18 protein-coding genes are annotated in these 19,054 nt (G+C 64.5%); 10 read left to right on the top strand and 8 right to left on the bottom strand.

Going from position 1 to position 19,054, the window contains the following annotated elements; genetic code table 11:
• Positions 1-131: 131 nt before the first annotated feature.
• The 4 genes from IEW85_RS00390 to dnaA form a co-directional block, all read right to left on the bottom strand.
• Positions 132-710, bottom strand: coding sequence for a DciA family protein (locus IEW85_RS00390; RefSeq protein WP_188682004.1), 579 nt, complete (start codon positions 708-710; stop codon positions 132-134).
• Positions 700-1,920, bottom strand: a complete 1,221-nt coding sequence (recF, locus tag IEW85_RS00385) for a DNA replication/repair protein RecF (protein WP_188682003.1) — start codon at positions 1,918-1,920, stop codon at positions 700-702. The genes IEW85_RS00390 and recF overlap by 11 nt, the downstream gene beginning before the upstream one ends.
• A gap of 16 nt (positions 1,921-1,936) precedes the next feature.
• On the bottom strand, positions 1,937-3,064 hold the full coding sequence (dnaN, locus tag IEW85_RS00380; RefSeq protein WP_188682002.1) for a DNA polymerase III subunit beta: 1,128 nt from the start codon (positions 3,062-3,064) through the stop codon (positions 1,937-1,939).
• 858 nt (positions 3,065-3,922) lie between these two features.
• Positions 3,923-5,497, bottom strand: a complete 1,575-nt coding sequence (dnaA, locus tag IEW85_RS00375; RefSeq protein ID WP_373286532.1) for a chromosomal replication initiator protein DnaA — start codon at positions 5,495-5,497, stop codon at positions 3,923-3,925.
• 293 nt (positions 5,498-5,790) lie between these two features.
• On the opposite strand from dnaA, the gene rpmH reads away from it, so the two are divergent.
• The 7 genes from rpmH to IEW85_RS00340 all read left to right on the top strand — a co-directional run bounded on the left by rpmH (position 5,791) and on the right by IEW85_RS00340 (position 10,441).
• A complete protein-coding gene (rpmH, locus tag IEW85_RS00370; protein ID WP_084709957.1) occupies positions 5,791-5,928 on the top strand; it encodes a 50S ribosomal protein L34 in 138 nt (45 codons plus the stop codon).
• A gap of 116 nt (positions 5,929-6,044) precedes the next feature.
• Complete coding sequence (gene rnpA / locus IEW85_RS00365; protein ID WP_188682001.1) at positions 6,045-6,455, top strand: ribonuclease P protein component; 411 nt, start codon at positions 6,045-6,047, stop codon at positions 6,453-6,455.
• Positions 6,448-6,879: a membrane protein insertion efficiency factor YidD gene (gene yidD / locus IEW85_RS00360; RefSeq protein ID WP_188682000.1), complete on the top strand. Its 432-nt coding sequence runs from the start codon at positions 6,448-6,450 to the stop codon at positions 6,877-6,879. Before rnpA ends, yidD begins: the two co-directional genes overlap by 8 nt.
• 72 nt (positions 6,880-6,951) lie before the next feature.
• Complete coding sequence (gene yidC, locus IEW85_RS00355; RefSeq protein WP_188681999.1) at positions 6,952-7,920, top strand: membrane protein insertase YidC; 969 nt, start codon at positions 6,952-6,954, stop codon at positions 7,918-7,920.
• A gap of 2 nt (positions 7,921-7,922) precedes the next feature.
• Positions 7,923-8,522 carry a Jag family protein gene (locus tag IEW85_RS00350; protein ID WP_188681998.1) on the top strand — a complete coding sequence of 200 codons (600 nt, stop codon included), beginning with the start codon at positions 7,923-7,925 and terminating at the stop codon, positions 8,520-8,522.
• Positions 8,523-8,727: 205 nt separating this feature from the next.
• Positions 8,728-9,387: a 16S rRNA (guanine(527)-N(7))-methyltransferase RsmG gene (gene rsmG, locus IEW85_RS00345; protein WP_229658720.1), complete on the top strand. Its 660-nt coding sequence runs from the start codon at positions 8,728-8,730 to the stop codon at positions 9,385-9,387.
• 178 nt (positions 9,388-9,565) lie between these two features.
• Positions 9,566-10,441 (top strand): ParA family protein, encoded by an 876-nt coding sequence (locus IEW85_RS00340; protein WP_188682453.1) that lies wholly within the window; start codon positions 9,566-9,568, stop codon positions 10,439-10,441.
• A 286-nt stretch (positions 10,442-10,727) separates the two neighbouring features.
• Here the strand turns inward: IEW85_RS00340 and IEW85_RS00335 are convergent, their stop codons facing one another.
• Positions 10,728-11,042, bottom strand: a complete 315-nt coding sequence (locus IEW85_RS00335) for a hypothetical protein (protein WP_188681997.1) — start codon at positions 11,040-11,042, stop codon at positions 10,728-10,730.
• A 213-nt stretch (positions 11,043-11,255) separates the two neighbouring features.
• Here IEW85_RS00335 and IEW85_RS14670 point away from each other — a divergent pair, with 213 nt between their 5' ends.
• The 3 genes from IEW85_RS14670 (at position 11,256) to IEW85_RS00325 (ending at position 15,388) form a co-directional block, all read left to right on the top strand.
• On the top strand, positions 11,256-11,492 hold the full coding sequence (locus IEW85_RS14670) for a DUF5701 family protein (protein WP_373286531.1): 237 nt from the start codon (positions 11,256-11,258) through the stop codon (positions 11,490-11,492).
• A gap of 1,261 nt (positions 11,493-12,753) precedes the next feature.
• A protein-coding gene (locus IEW85_RS00330; RefSeq protein WP_188681996.1) for an IS5 family transposase occupies positions 12,754-13,651 on the top strand; the annotation gives its coding sequence in 2 pieces (ribosomal slippage) (positions 12,754-13,104 and positions 13,106-13,651; 897 coding nt in all).
• A gap of 291 nt (positions 13,652-13,942) precedes the next feature.
• Entirely contained in the window at positions 13,943-15,388 is a 1,446-nt protein-coding gene (locus IEW85_RS00325; protein ID WP_229658670.1) for a ParB/RepB/Spo0J family partition protein, read from the top strand.
• Positions 15,389-15,573: 185 nt separating this feature from the next.
• Here IEW85_RS00325 and trxA read toward each other — a convergent pair whose 3' ends face one another.
• From trxA to IEW85_RS00310, 3 genes are all read right to left on the bottom strand, one after another.
• Positions 15,574-15,900 carry a thioredoxin gene (gene trxA / locus IEW85_RS00320; protein WP_188681995.1) on the bottom strand — a complete coding sequence of 109 codons (327 nt, stop codon included), beginning with the start codon at positions 15,898-15,900 and terminating at the stop codon, positions 15,574-15,576.
• A gap of 17 nt (positions 15,901-15,917) precedes the next feature.
• Entirely contained in the window at positions 15,918-16,901 is a 984-nt protein-coding gene (gene trxB, locus IEW85_RS00315; RefSeq protein WP_188681994.1) for a thioredoxin-disulfide reductase, read from the bottom strand.
• A gap of 141 nt (positions 16,902-17,042) precedes the next feature.
• The gene (locus IEW85_RS00310; RefSeq protein ID WP_188681993.1) at positions 17,043-19,016 is read right to left on the bottom strand and encodes a hypothetical protein; all 1,974 of its coding nucleotides are present in this window, start codon (positions 19,014-19,016) and stop codon (positions 17,043-17,045) included.
• Positions 19,017-19,054: the final 38 nt, after the last annotated feature.

Here is a 19,054-nt window from a genome sequence, read left to right as displayed (position 1 = left end):
GCTGAGAAGCCACCTGGGAGCCGCTCAGGCCACATCGGATGAGGCTGGGTTCCACCCAAGGGGGCCTATCGCGGCAGATGAGCGGACAGCGGCGCAGGGATCTCGGCGTCGGGCTCCGCGTCGCCCTCCACTCACCCGTAGGTGTCCCGGGGACCCCGTCCGCGCACGTGGTACCGGCCCTTCTTCCAGCTGGGCTGCTGCGGTCCACGGATAGTGAGCCCGGTGACGATGCCCTTGCCCAGCTCGCGGGTGAACATCTCCATGAGCTGGCTCTGCATGAGCTTCAGGTTGGTGGCCCAGGCGGTGGAGTCGCAGGCGACGTCGACCACGCCGTTCTCGAAGCGCTCCGGCCGGCAGTGCTCAGCCACCTGGGCGCCTACCAGCTGGTCCCAGCGCGCCATGACCGAGCCTACTGCCACCGGGGAGGTCCACCCGCGGGTGGTGATCAGCCCACCGACCACATTGCCCAGCAGGCTCGGGTCGCGGCGGTTCTGCTGGGAGCGCTGGCCGGCGGCGCTCTGCCGCTTCTGAGCATCGCTCTGCTGGGCGCGCGGATTCCCGGCCAGCGAGGAACCCTTGGGCATGTTGCGCAGGCGGTGCTCACCGCGGCCCTCGGCAGCCTTGCGCATCCGGGCGAGCAGGATCGCGGCGGCATCCTCGCTCTCTCGTACGGAGACGCCGTCGGGACTGGGCTCGACCTCAGGACGCATCGTCATCCTGCGAGGTGGGGGAAGGCGTACTGAGGGAGTCTGCGCTGGGGGCCGGGGAATCGACGTCGGACTCCAGCGGGCTGACCCGGCTGATCTGCTCCACCGACTCCACCCGCCAGGCGTTGGCCAGCAGGGATTCGGGGACATCGTCATCCACCGCAGCGGTGACGATGAGCTGCTCCGCCTCACCGGCGAGCTCCGCCAGACGACGCCGACGCCGGGCGTCCAGCTCCGCGAACACATCGTCCAGGATCAGGATGGGCTGGGCGCCCTCGTTGGGATCGTCGTCCACCATGACCCGGTAGGCGCCCAGGCGCAGGGAGAGCGCATAGGACCAGGTCTCCCCGTGGGAGGCGTAGCCCTTCACCGGCACATCATCCAGGCTGAAGAGGATGTCGTCGCGGTGGGGTCCCACCAGCGTGATGGCCCGCTCCCGCTCCTGCTTCCGCGCAGCCTGCAGCTGGGTGAGCATCAGCTCGGCCAGCTCCTTCTGGCCGGTGGGCGGCTGCTGCTCGAAGGAGCTCTCGTACACCATCCGAGCAGTGCGCACGCTGCCGGAGAGCTGCTGATAGGCCTTCTCCACATGCGGCCGCAGTGCTGCGACCATCTCCAGTCGAGCCCGCAGCAGCCGGGAGCCGGCCTCGGAGAGCTGGTGGTCCCAGACGGTCAGCGTGGACTCGTGGGTCTCGGTGAAACCCTCATGCCGGATGGACTTCAGCAAGGCGTTTCGCTGCTTGAGGACCTTCTCGTAGTCCTGCCGCACCCGCGCCAACGCCGGACGCAGCTGCACGGCCAGATCATCGAAGAGACGACGCCGCACGCCGGGGGAGCCCTTGATCAGCTCCAGATCCTCGGGGGCGAAGAGCACTGTGCGCAGGATTCCCAGGATGTCGGTGGCGCGGACGGGATTGCCGCGGTTGATGCGGGCCCGGTTGCTGCGCCCTGGGTTGATCTCCACCTCCAGGAAGGCCTCCTGGGTGCCACGGTGCGCATGGGCTCGGATGATCGCCTGGGATTCTCCGTGGCGGACCAGGGGCTGGTCATAGGTGACCCGATGGGAGCCCAGCGTGGAGAGGTACCCGACGGCCTCAGCGATGTTGGTCTTGCCGACACCGTTGAGACCCAGCAGGACGTTGGGGCCCGGATGCAGCTCAAACTGGGACTCCGCATAGCTGCGGTAGTTGTTCAGGGTGAGCTGGGACAGCCGCATAGGCGCAGGTCTGGGACTACTGGTTGATGAGCCGGACCGGCATCAGCAGGTACCGGAAATCGGTGCTGTTCTCGCCGTCGGGGGTCTGCTGGCCAGTGATCATGGCCGGTTTGGGAGCGGAGACGAACGAGAAGCGCAGGTACTCGCTGTCGATCACGCTGAGGCCCTCGTTGAGGTAGGCCGGGTTGAAGCCTACGGTGATCGGTTCGCCGGTGAGGTCTGCGGAGATGACCTCGGAGGCTGCTGCTGCGTCGTCGGCGCCGGCGTCGAGGATGACCTGGCCCTCCTCGGTGAACTGCAGGCGTACGTGGCCGTTGCGCTCGGAGACCAGGGAGACGCGGCGGGCGGCCTCGATCAGCTCAGCGGTGTTGACCACGGCGTGGATGGGGGTCTCCTCGGGGAAGAGTTGGCGGATCTTGGGGTAGTCCCCGTCCACCAGCACCGAGGTGGTGCGGCGGCCGCCGGAGGAGAAGCCGACCAGCTCAGCGGACTCGGTGAGCGCGATGTTGAGCTCACCGCCGCCGCCCAGCTGCTTGGCGACATCGTTGAGGGTCTTGGCCTTGATGAGCGCGGAGGTGGAGATGTTCGGGTCTGCCGGAGACCAGGTGATCTCACGCATGGCAAGCCGGTAGCGGTCAGTGGCCAGGAAGGTGATGGTGTCACCCTCGAACTCGACCTTCACGCCGGTGAGGATCGGGAGGGTGTCGTCTTTGGACGCCGCAGTGATGACCTGGCTGACGGCCTTGGCGAAGGCGGAGCCGTCCACGGTGCCGGCCAGCTCAGGCATGGAGGGCAGCTCCGGGTACTCATCCACCGGCATGGTGGAGAGCGTGAAGCGGGATGACTTACAGGTGACCACTGCCTTGGAGTCATCGACCTCCACCGTGACAGGAGCTGCGGGCAGAGCCTTGACGATGTCGTTCAGCAGCCGGCCGGAGACCAGAACGGTTCCTTCGAGCTCGATATCGGCCTCGATGTGCAGCTGAGCAGAGATCTCGTGATCGAAGCTGGAGATGGTGACGGTCTGCTGCTCAGCCTTGATCAGCAGACCGGAGAGCACCGGGGCCGGGGGACGGGGGGAGAGAGATCGTGCTGTCCAGGAGACGGCCTCGGACAGAATATCGCGATCCACAGTGAACTTCACTGATCTCCCTTTCTCCGGCGTAGCCCATAGTGCCTGCTAGGTGATCCCTGTTGAAAGTCAAGCTTCTGAGGCGTCGTGTCGAGACCCGAGCCTACCGGTGGAGCACACACGATGCGAGCTGATCGTTCAAGGAGCGCTCGAGGTTGGGCACCAGATGTGCCTCCGGATGCCGATCCGGGCGGAATATCTGGGGGTAGGCCGGTGGAGCTCGGTCGGGGCGCGTGGATTCTTGTTATCTGTCGAATGTGTGAAGGAGAAGTAGGCAGAAGTGTTAACAAGTGCTGTGGATTCTGTGGATAACCGGCTCCCGGGCGCGGATCCCGGGATTCTGGCTGTGCAGTCTTAAGTGAAGTGTTCCGGTGTGGGCTGTGGGCCATCCGTGGAGAGAGAACCCCGTCATTTCGCGGATTCCTCAGATTCCGCTCAGTTCTCCCCAAGCTGCGCCGCTCTGTCCACCGCTTTCTCCACCGAGTTGTCCACAGGTGTTAACAGGGACGTGGAAAAACTTCACCGCCACTTGTGGAAATGTGGGAAAAACTGTGGAATACGATGTTCAGCGCAGTTCCACATCCTGCTGATGCCGGGGAACTACACCTGTGTGAGTTGTGGGGGAATGAGTTTTCCACAGCTGTCAGCGACGAGCTTGCACGGCGCTGACCCCAGCCTGTATTCCTAATCCCTCAGTCAGCGCTGTGGGTGTGCTGGCGGTCACGCAGGTCGTATCTCGGGGCCAGTGGGTTTCGCCTGGTGCCCTCAGCGCTCTCAGCGCCGTCAGAGATGAAGAGGCCCCGCATCGCCTTCCGGCGGTGCGGGGCCCAGAAGAGTTGGGTGAGCGCTGCTGACCAGGGCTTCTGCTGACTATCGCTGCTGCTTGATCTTGTTCGTCAGCTCCGTGACCTGGTTGAACACGGCTCGGCGCTCCGCCATGAGCTCGCGGATCTTGCGCTCGGCGTAGATGACGGTGGTGTGGTCGCGGCCGCCCAGTGCCTGCCCGATCTTCGGCAGGGACATCTCCGTGAGCTCGCGCAGCAGGTACATGGCGATCTGACGTGCGGTGACAAGCGTACGGTTGCGGGACTTGGACATCAGGTCGTCCACGGTGAAGTTGTAGTACTCCGCAGTGGCGTCGATGATCTGGTCCGCCGTGATCTCCTGGGCGTTGTCATCGGAGATCAGATCGCGCATGACCTGCTCGGCCAGCTGCAGATCCACATCCTGCTTATTCAGCGAGGCATAGGCGGTCACGCGGATCAGCGCGCCCTCCAGCTCGCGGATGTTGGTGGAGATCTTGGAGGCGATGTACTCCAGCACATCGTCTGGGCAGGAGAAGTTCTCCGCTGTGGCCTTCTTCCGGAGGATCGCGATACGCGTCTCGAGGTCCGGCGGTTGGATGTCGGTGATCAGGCCCCATTCGAAGCGGGAGCGCAGTCGTTCCTCGAAGCCGGAGAGCTGCTTGGGCGGCAGATCCGAGGTGATCACGACCTGCTTATTGTTGTTGTAGAGCGTGTTGAACGTGTGGAAGAACTCCTCCACGGTCCGCTCCTTATCCGCCAGGAACTGGATGTCATCCAGCAGCAGCACATCCACATTCCGGTACAGGGACTTGAAGCTGGCGCCCTCGTCGTCGCGGATGGAGTTGATGAAGTCGTTGGTGAACTCCTCAGAGTTCACGTACCGCACGCGGATCCCGCTGTAGAGGCGCTGCGCATAGTGCCCGATGGCGTGGAGCAGGTGAGTCTTGCCCAGCCCGGAGTCCCCATAGATGAACAGGGGGTTATAGGCTTTGGCCGGAGCCTCGGCCACAGCGTTGGCCGCAGCGTGGGCGAAGCGGTTGGAGGAACCGATCACGAAGGTCTCGAAGGTATAGCGCGGATTCAGCCGCGAAGTCTCCGAGAGCCCGGGACCCTCACCCTCGATGGCATCCGGAGCAGTGGGACGCGGCCGTATCTCCTCGCGGTTGAACCGGGCGCTGTAGTCCTCCTGCACAGGCTTCTGCCGGACCGGCTCGGGACGGGCCGGTGCCGGAGCGGGTGCCTCATGCGGCGTCGGGCCCGGATACACATCATCCACTGCAGTGGATGAGGCGGAGGTGGCCGAGGGTGCGGTGGCCGCGGGGGAGGAGACCGGCTGCTCGGTGTTGGCCTGCTGCTTCTCCGCCAGATCGGGGTCGATCACATACGCGCAGAGGATGTCTCGGCCGAAGACCGAACGCAGCGCCTCGCTGAGCTGGTGCTGAAGTGTGGACTGCATCGTCTGGCGGACCCGCTCGCTGGGGACGGCCAGCAGAAGGGTGTCGCCGATGAGCTGATCGCCCTGCGGAACGGTCCGTCCTACGTCGGTGAGCTTGAGTCCGTTCACACCGTGACGGTCACGCAGTTCGGTCTGCACCTGCTGCCAATTCTGCAGCACGTTGAGCTCTGACTCAGCAGGCACGCTGCTCCCCTCGTCGATGGTCACGTCCAATGTGCCGACAAGTATTCCACAGCTGGGGAAATCGCCCGAGTGCTGATCCGTGGGCAGTTATGCACAGAGTTCTGCACAGGTGTTAACTGGTGGATGCACAGCATGCGCTCCGGCTCCGTGACAGGGCCCTCAGGGCGCCCCGAGTTGACGACTCGCCGTGTTACCCCCTAGTGTTGACAGGTCGCCCTGCGGTATAAGCGTGCCCGCGCACGCTCGTTCAGTACCGCCTATTGACTTCGAACCATCCATTTTGGGAGTACACAGTGAGCAAGCGGACTTTCCAGCCGAGCAACCGCCGTCGCAGCCGCAAGCACGGCTTCCGTTCCCGTATGCGCACTCGCGCCGGCCGTTCCATCATCTCGGCCCGCCGCAGCAGCGGACGCAAGAAGCTCTCGGCCTGATACCGGCCACCGGCTGACCTTTCACGACGGCCCGCGCCCTTTTGGGGAGGCGGGCCGTCTCTGTATCGGCTGACGGACCACGGCTTCCGTCAGGAACCAGCTGAGACAGGAGCATCGTGCTGCCCCGTGACCACCGTCTGACCGCCTCGCGCGACTTCGGCGCCGTGATGCGCCGCGGTGCCCGCGCCGGCGGTTCCGCTGTGGTGGTCACCGTGCTGTTCCGCCAGACGGAGCCGGACACTGAACGCGACGCCGAACCCGCACCGTGGCGCGGCGGCCTCATCGTCTCCAAAGCGGTGGGCAACGCCGTGGTCCGGCACCGGACCCAGCGCCGGCTGCGGCATATCCTTGCTGAGCTGATGGCCGAACCGGGGCTGATCCCGGAAGGGGTCGGCGTCGACGTGGTGGTCCGTGCCCTGCAACAGGTACCTGAGACCAGCCACGAGGAGCTGCTGGGGGAGGTCCGCTCCGGGATCCGGCGCGCGGTGAAGAAGGCCCGGCGCCATCTGGAGCGCACCGATGCGTGACCAGGTGTGGATTCGGCATCGGGATTTCTATGTGGGCCCCGAGCAGACCCCCGGAGCTCCCGGATCCCCGCCTGATGAGCAGGAACTGCGCCGTCAGCACTGGGGGAGGTTCCGTGGGGCGCCCGCCGCACTGCTGGCCCTGTTCCTCAAGGGGTACCGGAAAGTGATCTCCCCGCTCTATGGTCAGGTGTGCAGCTTCTACCCGAGCTGCTCGGCCTATGGTCTGGAGGCTGTGACGGTCCACGGGGTCTTCAAGGGGTCGGCGCTGACCGGCTGGAGGATCCTCCGATGCAACCCGTTCAGCGGCGGCGGTGTGGACCCTGTTCCGCAGGCTGAGCGGATTTGGCCGCAGGGTGCAGTACCCACGATCATAGAGACAAACCATCCACCAATCCCCGGAGACACAGGGCAGATTGCTCCCTAGGAGCGGCTGTGTCCTTGGGCCGGACATGCATTGACGCAGTGGCCGTCCGGTCGACACTCACTAGAGAGATACATGGGCTTTTTCGACACGATCATGGCGCCCTTCACCTGGGCGGTCTCGTTCATCCTGAGCATGTTCCACAGCCTGCTCAGCGCGCTGGGCATGGACTCGGAATCGGGATGGAACTGGACCATCTCCATCATCCTGCTGGTGATCCTGATCCGCGTGATCCTGATCCCGCTGTTCGTGCGGCAGATCAAGTCGCAGCGTGGCATGCAGATCATCCAGCCGGAGATCCAGAAGCTTCAGGCCAAGTACAAGGGCAAGAAGGACCCGGTCTCCCGCCAGGCGATGGCCCAGGAGCAGCAGGCGCTCTTCAAGAAGCACAAGGTCAACCCCTTCATGACCTGCCTGCCCATCCTGGCGCAGATGCCGATCTTCTTCGCGCTGTTCTGGATGCTCAACCGCATGCGGCAGGAGCAGTACCAGCAGGATGGTTATGGCGCACTGTCCCCGCAGGAGGTCCAGAGCTTCGACGGCTCCTCGATCTTCGGCGTGCAGATGTCGGACATCTTCCTGCCCTCCTTCCAGGCAGACCCCACTCAGTGGAACGTCGTCTTCCTGGCCATCATCCTGATCATCTGCATGGTGGGCAGCCAGTTCTTCACCCAGAAGCAGCTGATGTCGAAGAACATGTCCGAGGCTGCGATGCAGGGACAGTTCGCCCAGACGCAGAAGATCATGCTCTACATGCTGCCGCTGGTCTTCGTCATCGGTGGCGTGAACTTCCCGGTGGGTGTGCTCATCTACTGGACCGCGACCAACTTCTGGACCCTGGGTCAGCAGTGGTGGGTCATCCGCAACAACCCGACGCCGGGCTCGCTGGCTGAGAAGGAGCTGAACCTTCGGCGCGCCGCCAAGGGTCTGCCTCCGATCAACGAGGACAAGACCGCCAAGGCCAAGGATGACAAGCCCAAGCCCACAGGCAAGCACCTCGGCCAGCAGGCGCAGCCCTCCAAGAAGAAGAGGAAGAAGAAGTAGTCATGAGCGAGAACCAGACGCAGGAGATCCTCGAGTCCGAGGAGACCGAGGCCCCGGAGGCCGCTGAGGACCAAGCGGCTGAGCAGGCCGAGGAGCAGCAGGAGGACACCGCCGAGGAGAACACTGAGGATGAGGGCGGCGACGCAGCCGACGAGGGTGACATCGCTGCCGACTATCTCGAGGAGCTCCTGGACATCGCGGACCTCGACGGCGACCTCGACATCGAGGTCCGCGGGGAACGCACCTTCATCTCCATCGTGGCCGATGAGGGCGGCGATGAGCTGGACAACCTGGTCGGCCGCAAGGGAGAGGTCCTGGACGCGCTCCAGGAGCTGACCCGACTGGCCGTGCTGACCGCCACTGGGAGCCGCACCCGCCTGGTGCTGGACGTTGCCGGGCACCGCGAGCAGCGTCAGTCCCAGCTGAAGCGGCAGGCCGACGACGCCGTCGCTGAGGTCAAGGAGCACGGCAATGTGGTCCACCTGGAGCCGATGAGCGCCTATGAGCGCAAGATCGTCCATGACTTCGTGGCCGAGGCCGGTCTGGTCAGCGAATCCGAAGGTGAGGGCAAGCGCCGTCACGTTGTGGTCAGCGCGGACTGAGCAGAGAATAGATCTCATGACTGATCAGCCGGAGCAGAACTCGCCCTTCCCGCATGCCGGGGGTACTCTCGACGCCGCCAAGGCCGCCGAGCAGAACCCTGACGTGGAGGATAAGGAGGGCCGCACTGACGCGGAGTCGCTCCGGGAGGACCGTGCCGAGGAGCAGGCTCTCCAAGCCGAGGAGGCTCATGCGGATGAGCCGGGCCTGGGTGGCGACGGTCCCCAGCAGCAGCGCCCCGAGTTGACGCCCGCTGAGCGCGCGGCGGCCGAGAAGCTCTTCGGCGACCGCCTGGAGATGGCTGAGAAGTTCGTGGATCACCTGTGCAGCACCGGCATCGAGCACGGGCTGCTGGGCCCGCGGGAGGTCCCGCGCATGTGGTCCCGCCATGTGCTCAACTGCGCTGTGCTGGGTCCCGAGCTGCCCGCTGACGCAGAGGTGGCCGACGTCGGCTCCGGCGCAGGACTGCCGGGCATCGCACTGGCGATCGCCCGTCCCGATGTGGACGTCATGCTCATCGAGCCCATGGAGCGCCGTGTGCAGTGGATGGACACGGTGACCAAAGACCTGGGCCTGGACAACGTCCGGCTGATCCGCGCCCGCGCTGAGGAAGCTGTGGATGAGGTCATGGCGGATGTGGTCACCGCCCGGGCTGTGTCAGCACTGAAGAAGCTTATTCCCCTGACAGTTCCGCTGCTCGCTGATGAGGGTGAGCTCATGCTGCTGAAGGGCCGCAGTGCGGAGGCTGAGATCGACGCCGCCTCCAAGGCGATCAGCAAGCATAAGTTGCAGCGCCCGGAGGTTCTGCAGCTGGGAGAGGGTCTTCTCGAGGAGCCGACCACGGTGGTTCGCTGCCGGCGTCGGTGACCTGTCACCTGCGGGTACTAGACTGCACAGTGCCTGGTAGCTTCCAGGTGCGCCATCAGACTCCACGGAGGGAAGTTCAGTGTCAGCGGACGACGTTTCACGCGAAACCAGCGGTGCTGCTGAAGCGGCCAAGCAGGCGGCGGAGACCGCTGAGAACACCTCGGTGATCGACACTGTCATGGCCTCATCGCCTCTGGGAGCGCAGCTGGCTGACGAATCCCGGCGCCGTAAGGCTCTGGAAGCCGCTGACCTGGAGCGACCTGAACATGCCCGCGTGCTGACCGTCTCCAACCAGAAGGGCGGAGTCGGCAAGACTACGTCCACGGTGAACATCGCCGCCGCTCTGGCAGACCAGGGATTCAACGTTCTGGTGGTGGACATCGATCCTCAGGGCAATGCCTCTACCGGCCTGGGAGTGCCTCACTCCGCAGAGACCGATTCCATCTACGATGTGCTCATCGACGATCTGAGCTTTGCTGATGTCGTGGCCGACTGCCCGGATTTGGATCGCCTGCAGGTCATCCCTGCCACGATCCATCTGGCCGGCGCAGAGATCGAGCTGGTCTCCCTGGTGGCCCGTGAGCAGCGCCTGCAGCGCGCACTGGACCAGTACCACCAGTACCGCGAGGAGAACGGCCAGGAGCGCCTGGACTTCGTCTTCATCGACTGCCCGCCCAGCCTGGGCCTGCTGACGGTGAATGCCTTAGTGGCGGCCAAGGAAGTGCTCATCCCCATCCAGTGTGAGTACTACGCCCTGGAAGGCCTGAGCCAGCTGCTCAACAACATCAACATGATTCAGAAGCACCTGAATCCGCCGTTGCAGGTGTCCACTATCCTGCTCACCATGTACGACGGCCGCACCAACCTGGCATCCCAGGTGGCAGAGGAAGTCCGCGAGCACTTCCCCGAGGCTGTGCTCAACGCGATGATCCCGCGGAACGTGCGTATCTCTGAGGCGCCCTCCTATCAGCAGAGCGTCATCACCTATGATCGGGGATCCACCGGTGCCCTGGCGTATCTCGAAGCAGCGGCGGAGATCGTTCAGCGCGGTTGAATTCTTCTCGGATGGGGTCCTTTGCGGGGATTACCTGCTGTTGGTGGTCGGGCCTGAACCGACCTTCCTTCTCGTCCGCGCGAAGCACGTCACGCCGAGGAAGCCCACCGTGCCGGCGAAGGGCGTCGCCGAGACGGAGCCCCTTCGTCGGTTCAGCTCCCTTTCTCTGAGTTCATGCGTCCCATTGAAGTGGCTGCGCTGAAGTTCTCCTGAGCAGAACGTCTGGTGCTGGTTGTCCTCCGTGGAGTGGTTTCACGTGGAACTGTGGCTGTTGTGTCGGGAGGCTTCAGGGCCAGGCGTCTGCTGAGGTGATGTCATCGGGATACTGAGGATCGACGCTGATCCAGACTGGGGTGGAGACCTCGAGCAAGGGGACAAGTTTCTCAAAGGCTCCCCGGAGGAGTGCGGCGCGCTCGTTGTTGACGTACTGATTCTCTCCAGCGAGGAAGTTGTTGATCCAGCTGTTCTCCCACCAGCGGAGGAAATCGAGGAGGGGCGGGTTGACGTATATCGCCGCTATCTCCTCATCGATAGATCCTGGGTGAAGTTCGTAGAGAGATCTGCTCGGCTGTAGCGGAACGCTCGCTTGCCTCGGCCGCATGATGAATCTGTTACTGCAAGGAATGCTTCCGGACTGTCTGTCTGGTGATGGATCCTCACCGTCTCACGTCCAGCGGTGGCACAGAATGATCGTTGGGCCTGGAGCTTGGCTCTGAGAGGGAGCTTATGCATGGAGAGGCAGGGAAGCTGAGTGGCTGGGTCTGTTTCTGTTCCACGTGAAACAGGCGGCGGCGAATTCGGTTGGTTGTAGAGGATGCTCGCCTGGGCGTTAGGGAATGGGTGCGCAGGGCAGGGCACTGTTCACGGTGACAGAAGGGTGCAGTGGGGACTGCAGCTTTCCGTGTTGTTGGACCGGAACCTCTTCTCGATGAGATTTGGGGTGCCTACGGGGAAGGCGAGGGGGTTCTACTCACAGACCCAGGCGCTATGGATCTCGAATGCCACCGGTCGCGGGGGCTCTGAACATAGGCGTGCGCCCGAACGTGGGTGATGCTGGTGGAACGGTCGGTATACCTGGCTCGGCTTCGCCTCCAGCTCCCGCCGGATGAGCAGAAAGAGACTATCGCTATAGATGGGCGCGGTGTTCGCGTGTTCTGCAGGGACTGGTGAGCCTTTCCACGTGAAACGGAGGCTGTGTCCAGAGCGTGCTGTACCGGGTTCGCAGCGTCCACCCAGTGCGGCAAAGTGGGGCAAAAGACGGATTTGGCAGCTCGTTTTACGTGGAACGCTGTGCTCGTGGGGACCGGGAAAGCTTCTCTAGGGAGCGGTTCGGCGAAGTCCTTCGCCGGGCCATCCTTGGCGTGGGAGAGTTCCGGCTGAGGATGAAGGCGGTCAAGAGTCGCCCAAGGCACAGTGGGCCTGAGGCACCGTCCGCGGTCTGGTGTGGAACCCACTAGGGGGCAGTGCCCGCGACCTCATTGATCGTCCGGGGGGCGTCTGGAAGCCGCGCGTTCCACGTGTGACTGAGCTGATTGGTCGGGCAGACTACGTGGGTAGCCCCGGACATCTGTTGCTTTGGTATCGAAGGAGGGACTTGGCGGCGTGTGAGCGAGCAGGAGTTTCACGTGGAACGTAGATGAGTGAGGCCCCGAAGCAGTTCGGTGCTGGCCTGATGACCGTGGACAGACTCGGAGACACCTCTGCACAGGTCGCTCGGCCGACTGGCAGTCGCCGGTGGCCCGGTAGAATCCCGGCGTGAGGAGGTGTCGGACCCTGGGCCGGTGGATGGCCCATAGACCGTCACCGCCAGGCTTCCAGAGGGGCTTGACCCCGCCCGATCCGGTTCTGTGTCATTCGCGGGAGGTGTGCTCGTGGGGCCAGCTGCGTCCGTAGCCAACTCTTCGTGTTTCACGTGGAACAGCGGCTACGGATGGGCCGCCGGATGACGCAGCCCGTGGATGGTGCGAACCGACAGGTGGAGCGTCCTGAAGGCGTGGGTGCCGTTCCACGTGAAACAGGGACTGTTGTTGCGAGAGTGGTGGCGGGCTGACGGTTTTATCCTGGAGGGGCCGCCCTGGACTGTGCCCCGAGGCCGCGGCGATCCCGTGAACAGTTGCGCTCCTCTGGTTTCACGTGCAGCGCGATAGTGGTGTGAGGGGAAGGAGCGGGATTGCCTGGTTGTGTCTTGCCTGAGTTCCCTCGGCACATGAAGAGACCTCGTTTCACGTGGAACAGGGCGCGCGGGTTCTGCAGTGATTCGGACTAGAGCGTGTCTGAGAATTATGTGAGGGGTGGCCTGGAAGCCTGGAGACATGTCTCGTCTCCAGGTTCTTTCTGATGCTCAGTGGGAGCTGATCGCTGATCAGCTGCCCAAGCCCACCGGGCGCAAAGGGCGTCCCTTCGCTGATGCTCGCCTGATGGTTGAAGGGATCATCTACCGGTATCGGTGCGGGATTGCCTGGCGGGACCTGCCCGAGGTCTTCGGGCCCTGGCAGACAGTGTGGACTTGGCACCGCCGACTGGCAGCCGAGGAGACCTGGGAGAAGATCCTGGCCCAGCTGAGAGCCCAAGCTGATGCCGAGGGGCTGATCGACTGGACGGCCTCGGTGGACTCCACCGCAGCGCGTGCTCATCAGCACGCCACCAACATCACCGGCCACACAGGGGGCTTCATCGAATTGCACGAATCCCAGCGCAGAGCCGCCTGATCACGCTGTCGGCCGCTCTCGGGGCGGGCTGACCTCGAAGGTCCATCAGCTTGTTGAAGGCCACGGGCTGCCACTGGCAACGATCATCTCACCCGGACAGGCCAACGACGCCCCGGTGCTGACCCCGCTGGTCGAACAGATCAGAGTCCCGCGCCTGGGACCCGGCAGGGCCCGTACCCGACCTGATGAGCTGCTAGGCGATAAGGCCTACTCCTCCCGCGCGATCCGCACCTACCTGCAGGAACGCGGGATCACCGCCACCATCGCAGAGCCTGACGATCAGAAACGACACCGCAGAAACCGCGGCACCAAGGGCGGCAGGCCCCCGAAGTTCAACGCCCAGCGATACAAGGGCCGCAACATCATCGAACGCGGGTTCTGCCACCTGAAGCAATGGCGCGGCATCGCCACCCGCTACGACAAGCTGGCCACCACATACCGAGCAGCAGCGCTACTGCACGGAGTCACTGCCTGGACCAAACATTTATCAGACACGCTCTAGGGAGGAGCGGCCGCGGAGAAAGTGGCATTTATGGTGTCATCAGATGCTCAATACCGGTCGGCCTATGTGCCGCATGGGTAGAAAGTGGAGTATCACTGGCGCTGAAAGAACGGATGCGCGGGAGCGCCGGACTGCTCAGCGTCTTCATAGCGTCTCCCTGTGCTGTGATGAAGTGACCGGGAGTCTCACGTACAGGATGAATCAGGGGGCTTCTACTTCCAGAGAGACTACGTAGAATCGGATCTGTTCGTCCTGCAGTCGATGTTGCGTGTGTGGAAGTGGGGAGATGTCATGGCAGAGCGGAAGCGGCGTGGTCTTGGTCGGGGCCTCGGTGCACTGATCAATACCGATGCCGAAGAGGGTGAGATCGCCGGCGCGGCCGCCCAGGTTGCTGCAGAGTCTGAGCAGACCGCCACCGATCAGATGGTGGAGTCAGCAGCGGCTCTTGAGGAGCGCGCCAAGGGTGGGTCCAACCGCCAGAAGAACGCTTCCGTTCCACGTGAAACCAAGCAGTCGGCCCGCCAGAAGGAGGTCGTTGCAGAAGGAGCCGAGGCCCCTGCAGCTGACACCGTCACCAGCACAGGAGCAGCAGGCGGGCGTCCCATCGACGTCTTCTTCTCCGCCAAGTCGAATATCGGCACTCAGAGGATCTCCCGGGAGACCCGTGCCGCAGCATCGAAGAGCTCCACGGTGCCCCGGACCCGCGCAGTCGCCAAAGGAAAGCGTGCCGAGATGCCCGATGTCCTCGGCCAGCGCCGCACCAACGCCCCCTCAGCAGGCTCTGCGGAGCAGGCCATGCCTGCCCGCACTGCTGACGACGCCGTCGTCTCCGGAGCCCCTCAGGAGCTCGCTGAGGAGGCAGATCGGCCCCAGCCGGAGGACAACTCCTGGACCGACGCAGTTTCACGTGAAACCGGGGGCGCAGTGGACGGCGCCGAGTTTCGCTCCATCCCCGTGGCCAGCATCCAGCCCAATCCCCGTCAGCCTCGTACTGAGTTCGACGAGGAACACATGGAGGAGCTGGTTCACTCCGTCCGGGAGATCGGCGTCCTTCAGCCCATCGTGGTCCGTCCACTGGGCGCTGACCAGTACGAGCTGGTCATGGGTGAGCGCCGCTGGCGAGCCTCCAAGGCCGCTGAGCGGGAGAGCATCCCGGCTATCGTGCGCAGCACCAAGGACGATGACCTGCTGCGCGACGCTCTCCTGGAGAACATCCACCGTTCCCAGCTGAACCCGTTGGAAGAGGCCGCTGCCTACCGCCAGCTGCTGGACGACTTCAGCTGCACCCAGGATGAGCTGTCTGCACGGATCGGCCGCTCCCGCCCGCAGATCTCCAACACTCTGCGCCTCATGAAGCTTCCCCCTGCTGTCCAGCGCCGTGTTGCCGCAGGAGTGCTCTCCTCGGGCCACGCACGTGCCCTGTTGGGCCTGCAGGACGACGAGCGGATCGAGGAGATGGCAGCCCGTATCGTGGCCGAGGGACTCTCCGTGCGCGCCACAGAAGAGGCGGTCACCCTCATCAACCAGGGGGAGAAGAAGCAGAAGGCCTCCCGGGGGTCTCAGGACACCCCGCAGAGTGCCCGTCAGCAGCAGCTCTCCGAGCTCTCCGACGCCCTCATCGATCGCCTGGACACCCAGGTGAAGATCAGCCTGGGTGCCAAGAAGGGTCGGATCTCCATCGACTTCGCTTCCATGGACGACCTCCACCGCCTCATGGACCTCATCGGCAGCAGATAAGAGCCAGGAGCCCACCAGACCCCCGGACTTGGGCCTCTGTCCCTCTCTCCGGACACAGAAAAGGCGCTGAGCAAACCCCCTAGGGACCCTTCTGAGCGAAGGGTTTCGCGACGCCCGCCAGCGGGGCGCGCTTTGCGAAGAGGGAGGGGGTCTGCTCAGCGCCTTTTCACGACCCGAGGAAGATCTCAGGCCAGGAAGTCTGCGAACTCCTGCTCCAGCGCCTGCTTGGGCTTGGCACCGATGGAGGACTTCACGTGCTCCCCGTCCTGGAAGCCGTAGACGGCGGGAATGGAGGTGATGCCGAACTTCGCCGCAATGGCGGGGTTCTCATCCACGTTGACCTTCACGACCTCGATCTTGTCGGGGTTCTCAGTGGCCAGCTCCTCCAGGATGGGGGTGAGCATGCGGCAGGGACCGCACCACTCTGCCCAGAAGTCCACGATCACGGGCTTATCGGCCTTGAGGACATCTTCTTCGAAGCTTGCGTCAGTGACACTCTTGATCTCTGCCATGGTGACTTTCCTTTCGTTCAGGAGGTGAGTACTGAAGTCTCTGCTGCGTCAGTCGCGGTGTTCGCAGCCAAGTAGTGTTCGACGTCGAGAGCTGCCACACAGCCGGATCCGGCGGCGGTGACGGCCTGACGGTAGGTGGGGTCCAGTACATCGCCGGAGGCGAAGACGCCGGGCAGGGAAGTCTTGGAGGTTCGGCCCTCCACCCAGAGGGTGCCGTCCTGGGTCAGCTGCAGCTGATCCTCGAACAGAGAGACGCGCGGGTCATGACCGATGGCAACGAACAGTCCTGTCACATCCAGGCTCGACTCTGTGCCGTCCACCAGGTTCTGCAGCTTGAGCTGGCTGAGCTTGCCATCGCCCTCCACTGCGGTGACCGCAGTGTTCCACACGAATTCGATCTTCTCGTTGGCCTTGGCACGGTCAGCCATGATCTGGGAGGCGCGCAGCTCGTCGCGGCGGTGGATCACCGTGACCTTGGAGGCGAACTTGGTCAGGAAGAGGGCCTCCTCCATGGCGGAGTCGCCGCCGCCGACCACAGCGATGTTCTGCTCACGGAAGAAGAATCCGTCGCAGGTGGCGCACCAGCTGACACCGTGGCCGGAGAGCTCCTTCTCGCCGGGCACCCCCAGCTCGCGGTAGGCGGAGCCGGTGGCAAGGATGACCGTGCGGGCGTGGAGGACCTCCCCGGAGGCGATGGTGATCTCCTTGACCGGCAGGTCCAACTTGACCTCAGTGGCATCCTCATGACGGATGTCAGCGCCGAAGCGGCGGGCCTGCTGCTCCATGTTCACCATCAGCTCCGGGCCCATGATGCCCTCGGGGAAGCCGGGGAAGTTCTCGACGTCGGTGGTGTTCATCAGCTCGCCGCCGGCGGTCACGGAGCCGGCCAGCACCACGGGTTTGAGGTTGGCGCGGGCGGTGTACACGGCGGCGGTGTATCCGGCGGGGCCGGATCCTACGATGACCACGTCATGGACCTGATCGGGCAGCTGGTCGGTCACGTCTGAGTCCTTTGGGGTGTCGTCGGGGGAGGGGGCTGCAGCCTCGTCTCCGTGTGAGTTCTGCACACTGAAACTACCAAGAGGATGCAGCTATTCCGCAGGAGGTCTGCCTCTCCGCGGAAAGGTATGGGACCGGGAGACTCACTCCACGGTGATCTGTGCCAGGTTCAACGTGTAGGGCAGCCCTGCGACCGGCGGCGGAGTGTGTTGAGGCAGCTCGTCGATGGCGATGAGCACGTACTGGCCCTCAGCGCCCTCCTCCAGCTCCACAGTGGTCTCCGACCACTCGAAGCTGCCGTCGCCCACGGTCTCAGCGCCCTCGGTGCTGGGCTGATCGTTGACCAGCACGTCGAAGGTGCCGCCGGAGGTCTCACCGTCCTGGTTGACCGTCACAGCGGAGACCGGTGCGGACTCCTCCAGCTCCACCACCAGGTACATGGTGGATGCGAATCCGCCGAAGGCGGCCGAACCATAGGAGCCGGGGCTCCAGGTGGTGCCGGTGTCGCCGTCGTGGATATTGCCCAAGTTCACGTCATTGTCGGAGCCCAGGTCGGTGGAGTCCGGCACTGAGCGGGTGATCTCGGTGACCGAGGGAGCGGGAGTGTCCTGCTCAGCCTGCTCCTCGCCCTGCTGGGCGCCTTCCTCGCCTTCGGCTTGGCCTTCGCCCTCATCGGCACCCTCAGCGGCGTCCTCGTCCTCTGCAGGGGCCTCCTGAGCCGTCTCGTCGGGCTCTCCGCCGGTCAGGGCGAAGAAGGCGGACACGGCGATGACTGCGATGATCGCGGCCAGGCTGATCACGCCCAGCCAGCGGCGCGGGGTGGGCTTCTCGTCCTGGAAGCCGGTGTCCCCGTCAGCACCTGCTCCGGCGCCTGAGCCGGCAGCGGAGCTCAGCTGCTCGTCCTCCGGGGCGTCCTCCGCGCCGGAGGACGAGGGAAAGGAAGAACGGGCCTGCGGCGGGACAGCACTGATCACCCCGGTGAAGCTGCTCGCACCCTCCTTGGTGCCCAGCGATCCCTGACCGCCCTCGCGGCCGGCGTCCTCGTTGCTGTTCTCCGGGTCCATGGCCTTCAGCCCGGCCAGGGCCTCCGACTCACGCTCGCCGGAGAGCCCGGCGGCATCGGCCGGTGCTGGGGCGGGCGCGGGGCGCTGATCGTATTCGGCCACCGGTTCCTGCGGCGGATCGTCGACGACTTCCTCGCCCTCGGCCAGGAAGTCCTCCGCGCTGGCCGGCTCGGAAGCTGGGGCGGCGGCCTGTGCGGCCACAGTGTCCATGGGGACCGAGGGCATCACCTCGACCACTTCGCCGTCCTGCTCCTCGGCGCTCGGCGCCTCAGTCTCAGCGGCACCAGCAGCCGCGCCAGCACCATCCCGCGCCGAGAAGGGCGCCGAGGGATCCGTGCTGGCCTCGAAGGTCTCCTGGCTGTCAGCCTCCGGGCCGATCTCCACGAGCTCCATATCCGACTGCAGGGTCAGGGCGCCGGGTGCGCCGGCGGCCACAGCGGCCGTCTGAGAGGCGTCCACCTGCTGTGCGGCGGCACCGGCCGGCGGGATGCGGTCGGCGTCGCGGTCTGTGCCCAGACGCTTGTTCAGCGAGTCCGAGACCTTGTCCAGGAAGGCGGGGCGACGGCGTCGGGGCTTGCCGTCCTCGTCCTCCAGGGGCTGGGTGCCGGTGTCCTCGCCCAGGCCGTCGTGCAGGCGGGCGTAGTACTCGACGTCGTCCTCGTAGGTCTCCGGCTCCATCACGCGGGACTGGCCGAAGATCTCCTGACCGAGGGAGTCGGTGAAGAAGGGCTCCACATAGGGGGCGGCGTCGGGCACCACCAGGTCCAGCAGGAGGTTGGGATCCGTCTGGTCGGAGATCAGGTAGGTGCGCTCATCGGCCAGGCCCAGGTCCAGGACCTGCACGGCAGAATCGCGCTCACCGGTGGCGAGCTCCTTGGCGGAGGTCGCGACCTGCTTGGCATTGGATCTGGAGGCGAGCAGGATGCTGACCTCGCGGTCCAGGACCTCGTCTGTGGCCTGGAAGACGATGTCCTGATCCGCCGAGGTCACCACATGGTGGGTGATGCGGTATCGCCCACCCACTACATCGCCGACGCCGAACGGCTGCGCCACTTGTCCTCCTGGAGATCTGTGGGATATCAGGTCACAGC

Source organism: Nesterenkonia cremea, assembly GCF_014642675.1.
In the GTDB taxonomy this organism is placed as follows: domain Bacteria; phylum Actinomycetota; class Actinomycetes; order Actinomycetales; family Micrococcaceae; genus Nesterenkonia; species Nesterenkonia cremea.
Note: the sequence above shows the minus strand (reverse complement) of the source record. Positions and strands in the feature narration are given on the sequence as shown.

Excerpts from the sequence above, each read along its gene's own strand:
- IEW85_RS00390 (WP_188682004.1), bottom strand. The coding sequence starts at position 710 with ATGCGTCCTGAGGTCGAGCCCAGTCCCGACGGCGTCTCCGTACGAGAG.
- recF (WP_188682003.1), bottom strand. The coding sequence starts at position 1,920 with ATGCGGCTGTCCCAGCTCACCCTGAACAACTACCGCAGCTATGCGGAG.
- yidD (WP_188682000.1), top strand. The coding sequence starts at position 6,448 with ATGCGTGACCAGGTGTGGATTCGGCATCGGGATTTCTATGTGGGCCCC.
- yidC (WP_188681999.1), top strand. The coding sequence starts at position 6,952 with ATGGGCTTTTTCGACACGATCATGGCGCCCTTCACCTGGGCGGTCTCG.
- IEW85_RS00350 (WP_188681998.1), top strand. The coding sequence starts at position 7,923 with ATGAGCGAGAACCAGACGCAGGAGATCCTCGAGTCCGAGGAGACCGAG.
- IEW85_RS00340 (WP_188682453.1), top strand. The coding sequence starts at position 9,566 with ATGGCCTCATCGCCTCTGGGAGCGCAGCTGGCTGACGAATCCCGGCGC.
- IEW85_RS00335 (WP_188681997.1), bottom strand. The coding sequence starts at position 11,042 with ATGCGGCCGAGGCAAGCGAGCGTTCCGCTACAGCCGAGCAGATCTCTC.
- IEW85_RS14670 (WP_373286531.1), top strand. The coding sequence starts at position 11,256 with ATGCTCGCCTGGGCGTTAGGGAATGGGTGCGCAGGGCAGGGCACTGTT.
- IEW85_RS00325 (WP_229658670.1), top strand. The coding sequence starts at position 13,943 with ATGGCAGAGCGGAAGCGGCGTGGTCTTGGTCGGGGCCTCGGTGCACTG.
- trxA (WP_188681995.1), bottom strand. The coding sequence starts at position 15,900 with ATGGCAGAGATCAAGAGTGTCACTGACGCAAGCTTCGAAGAAGATGTC.